Annotated in this window: 7 protein-coding genes; 3 read left to right on the top strand and 4 right to left on the bottom strand. The window is 67.8% G+C overall.

What is annotated here, in order from left to right:
* The first annotated feature begins 2 nt into the window (after window positions 1-2).
* A complete protein-coding gene (locus tag OG625_RS09530) occupies window positions 3-5087 on the top strand; it encodes a class I SAM-dependent DNA methyltransferase (protein ID WP_329378304.1) in 5085 nt (1694 codons plus the stop codon).
* A 55-nt stretch (window positions 5088-5142) separates the two neighbouring features.
* On the opposite strand, the gene OG625_RS09535 is transcribed toward OG625_RS09530, so the two are convergent.
* Window positions 5143-5346, bottom strand: a complete 204-nt coding sequence (locus tag OG625_RS09535; RefSeq protein ID WP_329378306.1) for a DUF397 domain-containing protein — start codon at window positions 5344-5346, stop codon at window positions 5143-5145.
* The gene (locus OG625_RS09540) at window positions 5343-6179 is read right to left on the bottom strand and encodes a helix-turn-helix domain-containing protein (RefSeq protein ID WP_443067686.1); all 837 of its coding nucleotides are present in this window, start codon (window positions 6177-6179) and stop codon (window positions 5343-5345) included. Before OG625_RS09540 ends, OG625_RS09535 begins: the two co-directional genes overlap by 4 nt.
* A gap of 147 nt (window positions 6180-6326) precedes the next feature.
* Here OG625_RS09540 and OG625_RS09545 point away from each other — a divergent pair, with 147 nt between their 5' ends.
* Window positions 6327-6794 (top strand): ATP-binding protein, encoded by a 468-nt coding sequence (locus OG625_RS09545; protein ID WP_443067687.1) that lies wholly within the window; start codon window positions 6327-6329, stop codon window positions 6792-6794.
* Between the two features lie 18 nt (window positions 6795-6812).
* The gene (locus OG625_RS09550; protein WP_329378308.1) at window positions 6813-8288 is read left to right on the top strand and encodes a hypothetical protein; all 1476 of its coding nucleotides are present in this window, start codon (window positions 6813-6815) and stop codon (window positions 8286-8288) included.
* A 6-nt stretch (window positions 8289-8294) separates the two neighbouring features.
* Here OG625_RS09550 and OG625_RS09555 read toward each other — a convergent pair whose 3' ends face one another.
* Both OG625_RS09555 and OG625_RS09560 read right to left on the bottom strand, forming a co-directional pair.
* A complete protein-coding gene (locus OG625_RS09555) occupies window positions 8295-9863 on the bottom strand; it encodes an NnrS multi-domain protein (protein ID WP_329378309.1) in 1569 nt (522 codons plus the stop codon).
* A gap of 36 nt (window positions 9864-9899) precedes the next feature.
* Entirely contained in the window at window positions 9900-12977 is a 3078-nt protein-coding gene (locus tag OG625_RS09560; RefSeq protein ID WP_329378311.1) for an AAA domain-containing protein, read from the bottom strand.
* Window positions 12978-13099 lie beyond the last annotated feature (122 nt).

The raw sequence follows: 13099 nt of genomic DNA on the forward strand, positions 1-13099 counted from the left end.
ACATGACGTACGACTCCCTGGTCAACCGCGGCGAGTACTTCTCCGCGCACTACCTGGCCGAGGTCTTCCCGAAAGACCTGAAGTCCGGTCTGCTGGCGGCCTGGAAGGCCCGCGAGGAGGAGGCCAAGTCCTCGTCGGACCCCGAACAGGAGCAGGAAGCGGACCCTCAGGCGCTCCCGGTCACTCCCCGCCTGGGTCTGCGCGCACTGCGCCGTCCGTACTTCCGTACGCGCGCCTTCTTCGCGGAGGCGGCGGCGGGCGCGGCTGACGACGCGACGACGTACGACGCCCCCGAGTGGCGTGAGCGCGCCGCTTCCCTCAACGCCTCGGTGCTCCGCTCCCTGGGCTACGACGCCAAGCCGCAGACCCTGACGGTCACGCGGGCGGACCACACGTACGAGATCCCGGTCGCGCACGCCGAACCAGGCTTGGTGGCCGTCGACTGCGGCTGGGCGGCCGAACCCGACGCGGCCCTGGACCCGGACGGCCCCGGCCGCCTCCTGATCCCCATCGCGCTGGACGCGTCCACCTCCCTCCGCACGGGCTCGAAGCTGGCCTCGTTCCTCTTCGCAAGCGAGGACGCGCCGCGGTACGTGCTGCTGCTGGCCGGCGGTGTGATCGTCCTGGCGGACCGGGCGGCGTGGGGCGAAGGCCGCTACCTGGCCGCCTCGCTGGACACGGCCCTGGACCGCAACAACACCAAGGACGGCCAGGAACTCGACACCCTGGCGGCTCTCTTCGGCGCGGACTCCCTCCGCACGCCGGAGGAGGGCGGCGAGAACCCCCTCGCAGGGCTCGTCGACAAGTCGACGAAGCACGCGGTGGGCGTCTCCTCCGAACTCCGCGACGGCCTGCGCGAATCGGTGGAGCTCATCGCGAACGAGGTCCTGGAACGAATCACCAGCCATGAAGACGTCCGCCTGGAGGACGTGAAAGAGCTCCCGGAACTCTCCCGACAGCTGACCCGCGAGTCGCTCCGCTATCTGTACCGCATCCTGTTCCTCCTGTACGCGGAGGCTCGCCCCGAGCTGGGCATCCTGCCGTCGGACTACCCGGAGTACCACCAGGGGTACGGGCTGGGCCGGCTCGGCGAACTGGTCGCGGAACGGGACCTGGTGGGCGAGAAGGCCCGCGAGGGCGTGTACCTGTACGAGTCCCTGGACCTGCTCTTCAGCAAGGTCCAGGAGGGCTACCGCCCGCGCCGTACGCACGGGGTGGCGGAGAAGGAGTCCGAGACTGCGACATCCGAAGACATCGGCCTCCGCTTCGAGCCGCTCCACTCGAAGCTCTTCGAGCCGGAGTCGATCCGCCTGATCGGCGCGGAGTCTGTCAAGGACCCCCGCCACGACGACGACACGGACGGCGAGCCCCGCTACCTGGACACGCGCCTGCGCAACGCGACCCTGTACAAGGTCCTGCGGAAGCTGATGCTCACCCGGGGCAAGAAGGGCGAGCGCGGCGGGTTCATCTCGTACGCGCAGCTCGGCATCAACCAGCTGGGCGCGGTGTACGAAGGCTTGATGTCGTACGCAGGCTTCATCGCCGGCGAGGAGTTGTACGAGGTCGCGAAGAACGGCGACCCGAAGGACGGCTCCTGGCTGGTCCCCGCCTCGAAGGCCGACGAGTACGCGGATTCGGTCTTCGTCCGCCGCCGCGACGAGGAGACAGGCGCGGACGTCCGGGTCCGCTACCGCCCGGGGTCCTTCGTCTACCGCCTCTCGGGCCGCGACCGCCAGACCTCGGCTTCGTACTACACCCCGGAATCCCTCACAAAGGTCACCGTTCAGCTCGCCCTCCAGCACCGCCTGGACCAGGACGACACGGTCACGGAGGCCCGCGAACTCCTGGACTGGAAGATCTGCGAGCCGGCCCTGGGCTCGGGCGCGTTCTTGAACGAGGCCATCAACCAGGTCGCGGCGGAGTACCTGCGCCGCCGCCAGGAGGAGACCGGCCAGGCGATCGACACCGAGCAGTACCCGGTGGAGTTTCAGAAGGCCAAGGCGTACATCGCGCTGCACAACGCGTACGGCGTGGACCTCAACTCGACCGCCGTCGAACTGGCCGAGGTCTCCCTCTGGCTCAACACGATGCACCCGGGCATGGAGGCCCCGTGGTTCGGTCTCCACCTGCGCCGCGGCAACTCCCTGATCGGCGGCCGCCGCGAGATCTACTCCGCGGAACGACTGAAGAAGGGCGGCTGGCTGGGCACCACCCCGGAACGCTTCCCCCTCACGGAAGCTGCGTCCGGCCTCCCCTCCGGCTCGGTCCACCACTTCCTCCTCCCGGCGAAGGAGTGGGGCGCGGTCGCCGCCGAGAAGGAGGCGAAGGCCCTCGCGCCGGCGGAAGCAAAGGCCCTGGCCGCCTGGCGCAAGGCGATCACGAAGTCCCCGAGCGCCAAGCAGACGGCCCGCCTCCAGGGCCTGGCGCGTCGCGCGGAGTACCTGTGGCAGCTGGTGGTCCGCCGCCTGGAGATCTCAGAACGCGACATCAGCCGCAAGATCGACGTCTGGGGAGCCGAACCGGAGTGGCTCCGCCAGCCGGTCGAGGCGATCCAGCGCGAGGACGTCCTGGCCGACCTTGAGGCGGTGGACACCCCGTACTGGCGCCTGAAGACCCTGATGGACGCCTGGTGCGCCCTGTGGTTCTGGCCGGTCCAGGAGGCCTCGCTCCTGGACGGCACGAACCCCCGCTACCGCCACGCAGCGGAACTGGCGGAACAGTCGGTGGCGTACGAGGCTGCGGTGTCGGAGCCGGAGGACGATGACTCTGGCGTCCTCATGTCCTGGGAGGAGGAAGCCCTCCCCGGCTTCGACACCGAGGCCAAGCAGCTCTCCCTCACCCAGGACGCGGTCGATAAGCGCCGCATGGGCCGCCGCAAGGAGGCCATCACCGAGCAGCGCCGCGCGGTCATCCCCCTGGCGAATCTGGACGACTGGCTCGACTTCGCGGAGTCGCTACTGGGCACGCAGGACGTCCCGTCGGAGTCCCTGATCGCCGAGTTCGAGTCCCTGACGGAACTGACCCCGTACGAGGACGCCCTCCCGGACCTCATGGGCATGGACCGTTCGTACTGGCTGGAGTCCCGCTTCCCCTGGGCAGCCCAGTCGAAGAACATCGCCACCCAACAGGGCTTCTTCCACTGGGAGCTGGAGTATGCCCAGGTTTTCGAGCAGGGCGGCTACGACCTCCAGGTAGGTAACCCACCTTGGGTCCGTCCCGACTGGGATGAGCGCACAATACTGGCCGAGCTGGATCCATGGTTCTCACTCACGGACAAGCCAGACATGACAGAGTGGCGTGAGCGGAAAGAGGAAGCGCTTGAGGCGCATAAAGGGAATTCATTCTTCCTAAACGAGCTCTCAACTAATTCCGGCACAGTAGCAGTACTTGGAAGCGAATCCACGTACCCCTTGATCGCCGGAACCCGCGCCAACCTCTACCGTGCATTCATGTGCCAGACCTGGAAGCATTCAAGCTCACCCGGAATTACTGGACTAATCCACCCAGACACCCATTTTAACGGATCCAAGGAAGGCCCGCTCCGGGCGGCGGCCTACGCACACCTACGCCTCCATGCACATTACTGGAATCAGCGCCGCATTTTTGCCGACATTAAGGAAACGCGGCAGTTCTCGACCAACATTTACGGGCATCCAGGTGCCGTAAATTTTCAGCACATGAGTTGGCTTTTCGCGCCCGAAACCCTAGTGGCGTCACTGTCTCACAATGGGGCAGGAGAATCGCCCGGTATTAAACACACTGGCCATTGGGATATCCGCCCTCACCGAGCCCGCCTCGTAAGCGTCAACGATGACCTGCTGACCCAATGGCACGAGCTCTCCGGCGAGACGGCCGAGCCGGCACGGCAGGCTACCATGCTCTATCCGGTAACCGATAACGAACAGGGAGCCATCACTGCACTCTCTTCGTTTAGACACCGACTAGGGGCGCAACACCCTCGAATCACCGTCGGAATGTTCGAGAATCTGGCCACGAAGAAACTCGGACTATATCGCCACGCTACGGGCGCCCCCTCCGCACTTTCGGAGGCTATCCTCCAGGGCCCCCATTTCGGCATCGCCACCCCGTTCGAGAAGCAGCCGAATATTCCACTGCGAAATCGCAACGACTACGAAATCTGGGACCTAACACAACTCCCCGTGGACGTAGTCCCTCGCACTAATTACGTGCGCGCATGCGAACCAGAGCGCTATCTCAGCGTCCAGGACCAATGGAATAGCGTCCCGTACACGAAATATTTCCGCCTTGCTTGGCGACGCATGGTCCCCTTTGATACCGAGCGCAGCCTGTTCGCAGCGCTCATCCCGCCAGGCCCGGCACACCTCGACACAGTGCGGTCAATGGCACTCACCAATAATCTCGCGACCACCTTGAATGCCGGCTTCTGGGCTGCTCTCCCACTCGACTACCTGCTCCGCATCACGAGCCGTTCTGATCTGGTAGTTACGGACGCACTCAAGATGCCCGCACCTGCCGCGAATCACCCTCTGGCATCGGCACTCCTTCTTCGCACACTGCGCCTGAACTGCCTGACCAACGCCTACGCTCCCCTTTGGGAGGAGCTGTTCCATGCAACCTGGCCACATTATGAGGATTGGGCACACTCTTGGCCGAATCTGTCTCCTCTCGCGCAGCACCTAGCATCGACCTGGATGCACAGCAGTCCGCTTCGCAGTGAGTACGAGCGGCGCGCCGCGCTAGTCGAATTGGATGCCCTCGTCTCCGTCTGGCTCGGCATCACCGCCGATCAACTGACCACGATCTATAGGTCACGCTTCTACATCCTCGCCCAACGGGAGTCGGAGATGTATTTCGACGCCAGCGGCCGCAAGATCGCAGCTAGCCACCACACCTATGGGTTTGGCCAGACCAAGGAGACCTACCCCGCCCTCCTCGACCACCTGGACAACCCGGCCAGCATCCCGCCCCCGGAGGGGTACACCGCGCCCTTCTACAAAGCCGACCGGGAGACCGAGATGCGGGCCGCGCACGCGCACTTCTCCGCTCGGCTCGACGCGGAGATCGCCGCCGGACGGTGGACACCGCCTGTGAAGGCTGACGCGTAGGAACACGAACGGGCCGCGCCAACCGAGGTTGGCGCGGCCCGTGTTGTCGTGCAGGTCAGTGGGAGGCGAAGGCGACGAACGTCGCCCACTGCTCCGCCTCAAAGCTCAGCATCGCCCCGGCCTTGTTCTTCGAGTCGCGGACGTGGACCGAACCGACGCCGTTCGCCACCTCCACGCACTCTCCGCCCTCGCCGCTGCTGTAGCTGCTCTTGAACCAGGCCGATTCCGGCACGGCCCGCACAGAGTCTTCGACGTTCATGTCTCTCCCAGCAACTTCTCGACAACGGCCAGCGATTCGCGCGGAGTGAGGGCCTGGGCTCTGAGGAGTCCGTACTGCTCCTCGATCTCCCGCACCGAGTTCCGCTCCGTGTGGAGACGGCTGTCCTTGAGGACCTCCACGTAGGCGATCCTCCGCCCTTCCCTCGTCTCGATCAAGGTGAACGGACCAGCCAACCCTGCGTGCTCCTCACGCTCGGTCGGCATCACCTGGATCTCAACGTTGCGGCGATGCCCCACCAGCAGCAAGTGTTCCAGCTGGCCCCGCATCACGTCCTGCCCACCCAGGGGGCGCCGCAGCACGGACTCCTCGACGACAAAGCTGATGGTGGGCATCGGCGTCCGGGAGAAGATCTCCTGCCGGGCCAATCGGGCGGCGACCCGTTCCTCGACGGTCGCCTCATCCAACAAGGGCCGCCGCATCACGAACACCGCCCGTGCGTACTCCGCCGTCTGCAACAGCCCTGGCACCGCCTGCACCGCATACACGTGCAGTTCCACGGCCTCCTTCTCCAACTTCGCCGCGCCCCGGAAGAACGCCGGGTACCGAACCCGCTCGATCTCTTCCTTCATGTCCTTCAACATGCCGCGCGCAGCCAACAGCTCATCCGCCTGGTCGATGAACTTCGCCGGCGGGATCCGCCTCCCCTGTTCAAACGCCGCGATGGTCGACGCCGAGTACCCCGTCCTCGACCCGAACTCCGGTCGCTCCAGCTCCGCCCATTCCCGGAACCGCTTCAGCTGACGCCCGAAGACGAGCAGGATGCCCGTCCCCGCCTCAGCATCGTGCCCGGCCTCCGCCTGCTGTTCGTCCACGATCCGCGCCTCCCGCGCCCAACGCCCCGGCCGTCCCGCCGGTCACGCCCCGTACCGCCGACACCGTCCGCACCGACGCGTACAGCCGGCACCCGTCAGTGCGTCACTCCTGGTCAACGTTACTCACGCAACGCCACCGTTAGCCGCATGAAGCCCACATCTCCCCCGATCCAGCTCTCCTCCGTACTCCCCACCTCCACCCACGAGTTCGACATGTGTTTCACCTCCACCCCACGCGGCGCACGGCTCGCCCGACGCCTCGTCTCGCACCGACTCCACGAGTGGGGCCACCCCTACAACTCCGCCACCAACGACACCGCCACCCTCATCGCCGCCGAGCTCACCGCGAACGCCGTACGCCATGGCCACGTCCCCGGCCGGAACTTCCACCTCCGCCTGACCGTCATCCCCGACGGCACTACCATCCGTATCGAGGTCACCGACACCCGCACCGAGCGCACCCCCGCCCTCAGCGCCCCCACCCCTGACTCCGAATCGGGCCGCGGCCTGCTCCTCGTAGCGGCGCTCGCCACCCGCTGGGGCGTCACACCCCGCCAAGCCGCCCCCGGCAAGACCGTCTGGGCGGAGATCAACACCGCCCGACCGGACGAGTGATCCAATAGGCTTCCGCCCATGGTCTACGCGATCTCTCTCTCGTCGGAGGAACTCGACGACATCGACTGGCAGTTACAGCTGGACCAGTTCATGAGCAAGACCATGGGGTTCTCCCTGCGGCCGCGAGACCTGTCACCTCAGGTGGCCCTCGTGTTCGCACGCGCCCGTTCCTCCGCAGGCACGGCCCACCCGGCCTACCAGCTGCGCTGGCTCGGTGTGGTGAAGCACCCCAAGGGCCGGAAGGTCGGCACCCGCGATGCCCTGATCAAGGTGGAGCCGTTGTGGCGCAGCCCCGCCCCGGTGGAGCTGGCCGCGGTGACGGCCTCGCTGTCCCGGATGGATGCCGAGGAACTCACCGCGATGCTCTTCAACGAGGTCGTCGTACTGCCCGACGAGCTCGGTGAGCGCCTCGTCGCCGCGCTGCGCGAGCTCGGGCCGCGGTTCGCCGAGCTTCTCGACCGTCTGAGCAGCGTCGCGGATCAAGTCCCCTTCGACAGCTCCCGCATCGAGGACCGCTCCTGGCAGGAGCAGTACGACTCCGCACGGCTGGCGCTCAGCATCGCCGAGTTCCCGCTGGCACCACTCAGCGCCTGGCGCCGGCCCCGGAGCCCGCACGACACCTACCTCGCAGGGTTGATCCCCGAGCCTACCGAGCAGAGCCTCATCGAGCACGATGCCGCCCACTCCGTCACCGAACCAAGATTCCTCCAGCCTTGGGACCGCTCCGGCTTCCGCTGCGACATCCACGTGTTCGAGCACCAGGGTCGGCGCATCGAGGTCGCCAACGTCAACGCCACACCGGTCGAGGCACGGCTCGGCAGTGACCTGATCTACTACCACGAGGCCACCCACAGTTTCGTGCTGGTCCAGTACAAGCGGCTGCCGTCCGCCCAGCGTTGGATCTACGTGGACGACCGGCTGCGCGGCCAGCTGGACCGGCTGGAGGCCGTCGCGCGCTTGAGCCGTCCGGCGTACGCCCCGCACGACTGGCGCCTGGGCAGCGACCCCTGCTTCGTGAAGCTCGCCTACTGGCCCGAGGACGGCCGAGGCGACCCCGGCGGGCCGGCGGCCGGCATGTACCTCCCGCTCTCCTACGTCCATCTCCTCCTCCAGGACGACTGCACCCTGGGGCCCGGCGGCGGCAGGCGTCTCGGCTACGACTACGCCGACCGGCACTTGATCAACAGCCAGTTCATCGAACTCGTGAAACACGGGCTGGCCGGGACCGTGGGTACCACCCGGGAAGACCTGCTCGCACTCGGTGAGGAGCGTGCCGCGGAGGGCTATTCCGTGACCATCGCTGCGGAGCTCGGGGACGGGCGACACCCCGGAGAGGCCGTTCGGGAACGGCAACGGCGCGCCAACTCCCGTGGAGCCAACAAACGTCAGGCCAGGAAGTCGCCCCCGGTGACTCCCCCGACCGCCACCGAGCCTCGGCAACCCGTCATCGGAGAGCAACTGTCCCTGGGACTCGACGACCTCTTCGCAGACTGACGCGTGTCAGTCTCCCTTCGGCAGACTCTCGTACGAGAACGTGCACCGGACCCTACCGTCCGCGGCCGGTACGAGACGCACCTGCTCGGCCGGCATCTGCAACGCCTTGCCCGCCGGCTCGTCCCACAAGGACACCGTTCCTCCGGCCTCCCCGAAGGAGACGTACGGCCGCTCGGGTCGCAGGACGCCACCCCGGCTGCTGAGTTTCGCCGCCAAGACCGTCGGCTCTACGCACATCCACTCCGGCTCCACCCCGAAATAGGAGGGCAGTTCCGCCTTCTGGGCCGCAGCCGTACGGAGCTCCTTCACCGCGTCCCCCGCCGAGTCCAGCGCTCCCAGCGTGCAGAACAGCACCACCGCCACCTGGGCAACCACGTACGACAGAACACCGAACCGCTCGACGGGGCTGACGAATGATGCGTGCACGTGCTTCGCAATGCCCCACAAGGCCGGCACGAACAAGGCGAAGCTCAGAAAGCTCAAGAGTTTGAGCGCCGAAGCGGCCTGCCATAGCGCGGGGACATCGAGGTCATTGGGTGTTACGTCCAGGCTGTCGGCGTACAGCGCGTGCATCACCGACCCTGAAGCCACAACACAGGACGCGACAAGCGCGAAGAGCAACGGTGCAGCCCAGGCGAGCCATTCGCCCCACGTCCACTGGCGGACCAGCAGCCAGATTCCTGTAGACGTTGCCGTGACGGCGAAGACCGACAGTACTTGCACTGGGGTCCAGCCCCTCGTTTCCCCCATGTCCGCGCCCAAGGCGACGGCAAGGAGGAACACGGTTACCACGCCCCACGTGAGGAGGCTCCCCACGCGGCCCCCCTCCGCGAACACGCCGCGCGTCAACCAAGCGGACCACAGAAGGCACAACACCGCGGCGGCGCCCCAGACCCACGTTCGCGCACCGCTCGCCTGCCGGGCGACGACCACGCAGAAGAGCATGGCGAACGTCCAGGCCATGACGCGGGACGTGACACGCTGATGGTCCTCCTCACGCCGCTGCACGATGTGCCTTCGCTCCCGGCCATGGCGTGTTCGCACGTCGATGGCGGCCTCGGGGGCGGAACCTCCGGGCAGGTCCATCCGCGACAGCCGCAGGGCCTCCGAGGCCGTCCCCCTCACCAAGGTGCCTGTGTCGTGCCGACCGGAACCCTCGGCGAGGCGCGCGCGTGCCATCACAGCGGACCGGCGCAGCCGTGCCATCGGCGTCAAGGGCCTCGGATCGGGCACACGGGGCGGCCTGTGAGCCACCGTATGTGCCCGCCAGCCGGTCAGCTGCTGCCGATCACGTTCCACCGGCTCACAGCGTCGGGCGTACATCTCCAGCCTGGTTCTCCGTGCCAGCCGTTGCACCCACCATTCGGCCGCCTGCTCGGTGCGCCGGTTGCGGGCTCCGAAGAACCGCACCTCGACGGAGTACAGCCGCGCCGAGGCATCCACGGTCAGCACGCCCTGCGAGGCGCCCTCGCCCCGGGCAAAGGCAGCGACGACCGGCCAGCCCTGCTGGTCGAACGCCCGCTCTGCCTCGTCCCAGTCGCGTTGCTCTCCCCGCACCTCGACCAGCACGAGCACGCGTTGGTCGTATCGCTTCCCCTGCATCAGTTCCCCCTACGGCAGCCAGCGCGCCGCCTGTTCCCGCGTGACCTTGGCCGCGTCGACCCACCAGTGCCCCGCCTGCTTGTCCCACTTCGCGCTCAGCAGGCGCTTCGCCTCGTCCTTCTGCGCGTACGGGACCTTGAGGTACAAGCGGCCGTCCCTGACCAGCCCCGGGTACACCTTGTCGGGCGTCTGCGCCCGCTGGGCCGGTATTTCCGGCGGCGCCGGAGCGGCTTGTTCCGCCGGGCGCCACGGCGCTCGTGCCGGGCGTTCCATGCGGGTGTGTTCCATGAGCTTCCGTACGCGATCGCACGAGGCAGGGTCGGTGTAGCGCATCATCAGGTCCGTCGGCCCGATGTTCGCGAGCAGGTTCTTCGAACCGTGCCAGAGCACCGAACCGTCGAGGATGAGGACCTTCTCGTGCATCCGGTCCCGGAACTCGACCCGGCAGCCAGCGGCCTCCAGTTGCTGGACGAGCTCCCGGTGCCGCGCCACTCGGGAGGGTTCCTGCTGTTCTTCCGGTGGGCGGGTGAAGACCGTGGCCTGGATGCCGGCCGCAGTCCTCGGTCCGAGCAGTCGGGCCCATCGGCCCACCGGATCCCGGTCCATGAACGCGGAGTACAGCTCGATGCTGCGCTGCGCCCGTTCCACGTCCCACTCGACCGCGGCCTCGACCTCGCTGTGCTCGAAGAAGGCGGGCCTTACCAGGTCCTCCTCCGACAGGTGGGCCAGCTGGTCGGCGTCCAGGATGGGGATCAGCTGGTCGGCGGAGATGGTCTGCGCGTGCGCCTCCAGGTGGTCGACCATCGCCAGGGCCTCGCTGTGCGGGGCCAGGTGCTTGCGCAGGAACGCGACGTCCGCCACGACGACCAGGTGGTCCTGGGCCCGGCTGAGGGCGACGTTGAGGAGGCGGCAGGTCTGTGAGGACAGCCCCGTGCCGCTGTAGAAGAAGCCGGGATCCTTTCCGGCGCCCGCGACCGTGTCGAGGAGCACGACGGGGCGCTGGCTGCCCTGGAACCGGTGGACGGTGTCGACCAGGCCGTCGTAGTCCTCCCCGAACCGGTGGGTGAGGCTGTTCCTGAGCGCCTTGACCTGCTCGCGGTACGGGGAGATGACGGCGAGCCGGTCGGTTGCCCGCTCCCCTTCGGGGACGTCCTGCCACTTGCGGCCGGGCAGGATGCCCTCGTACTGGAGTCCGCGGACGAGCTCGTGGATGACGGCGGCGTGGACGGCGTTCGTCATGTGAGGCTTGCGGCCGCCGCCGGGAATCCGGCGGCCGGAGGTGTCGATGAGGATCACCGGGGAGTCGATGAGCGGGGCGAACGGCAGACGGCTGGTGTTGCCGCGCCCGGTCTTGAGGGGCGCGTCCGGGTACGCCACCTCGTTCACGACCGCGCAGATCGGCTCCCGCATCCGGTATTGGGTGTCGAGCGCCACCAGGCGCGGGTCCTGGCGTACCCGCCCGGACGGGTCGACCAGTCCGGCGGCGTGGAAGGCGTCCCGCGCCGTCCACTCTCGCGAGTGGGCCTGTTCTTCCTCGCTCGCCTGCCGGTCCCCGTCGCCCTTGGTCACGGCGGGGAGCTGGCGGAAGTCCCCGGCCACGATCACCCGCTTGCGGGCGAGGCCGGCGGCGAACCAGGCCGAGGGCAGGTTGACCATCCCGGCTTCGTCGATCACCACGACGTCGGTCTCGTCGAGCAGTTTCCTCGACTGGACGGCCTTGGCCACGGTGGCTCCGAGCACCCGGCAGCGGGACCGGACCTCGTCGTGGATGCGCTTGCGCTTTCGGTCGAGCTCGTCGAGTCGCACCTGGAGGGAGGCAGCGTTCTCGGCGACGGTCTCCCTGGGCGGGATCCCCACGACGGCGGCGTAGGCAGCGGGCAGGGCGCGGCGGGCTTCGGCTGCCTGTTGTCCACCCGCGGTATGGCGACGGGCCGCGCTCGCGACGACCTCCCTGGCCTGTGCCGCGCGGGACGCTTCGTCCGCCAGTGCGGAGTGGAGCTCTCGCAGTTTCGCGGCCCTTCGTTCCGCGAGAAAGCCTGTCGGCGGACCCACCTTGTCGATCGCCGACCGCAGCTGTGCGGCTTCCGCATCCGCTGCAAGCACCGTCCGGGCCGCTGCGGCCTGGTCGCGGCCGGCCGCGGCCGTCTCCCCCACGGCGGTGGCCAGGTCCGACTCCAGATCCCGTATCCGGTCGTGGAGGGCCAGCGCCGCTCTCGCGCCCTTGAGCTGGTCGGCCGCCGTGCTGATCTGCCGGTCGATGCTCTCCACGAGCAGGGCCGCGATCCTGCCCGGGTCGACCTGGTCTCCGTAGCGGCTGCGCAGCGACGGCAGGACGATGTTCCCGGCCCGCTGGACGATCCCCTCGGTAAAACCCTCCTCGTGCTCCAGGAGGGAACACATCCGCTCCAGGGCTTGATCCACCGCCACGTTCGTCGGAGCCAGGAAGAGGATCTTGAGCCCTTGGCGGAAGCTGCCCTCGACGATATGGCCGACGACGTCCGTCTTTCCGGTGCCGGGCGGTCCCCACAGGAACAGCACCTCACTGGCGAGCGCCTGCGCGACGGCGTCACGTTGACGCGGGTTGAGCTGTAGCCCCGCCCAGTCCGCCACCCATTGACCCGGGCTCTCGGCACGGCCGGTGCGAGGGGTACCGCGGCCGACCAGCCAGCCCGCGTGCCCTGCGTCGATGGGACTGTCCTGTTGGCCGACGGCCTCCAGACGCTCGGAGAGGGCGGCCCAGTTGGACGAGTCGTCCTTGCGGATCTGGATGGTGGTGGGCGCCGCCCCGAAGTCGGCTTTCGTCACGAGCCGTACGGTGCCGTCCGGGGCGCGCGAGGCCTCGGCCGGGTCCCAGGCCTTCCGGGAGCTGGCCGGCCGGGCGAGAACGGGAACACCGTCCAGACTGTCGTGCCAGTTCCGGCACTCGAAGAGATACTCGCGGGCCCCTTCGGAGTACGAAAGGAGCCGCCCTTTGGAGAGCTCGACCTTCACGGCACCCTCGGCGTCGTTCCGGTGCTCCGCGAGGATCTCGGCGCGCACCGCCGTCAGAAACTCCGCAACGGGATATGGACGCTCCGTATCGGTCATGTGTACCGCTCCCCCAAGATCACCACACAGGTGCAAAGACTGTACGAGGATCCGTTGCCGACCGGCGGGCATCGGACGGGCACCGGCCACGCACTGGCCGGAATCAGTGGCTGGCCTGCATA

It is taken from the genome of Streptomyces sp. NBC_01351 (assembly GCF_036237315.1).
GTDB lineage: Bacteria > Actinomycetota > Actinomycetes > Streptomycetales > Streptomycetaceae > Streptomyces.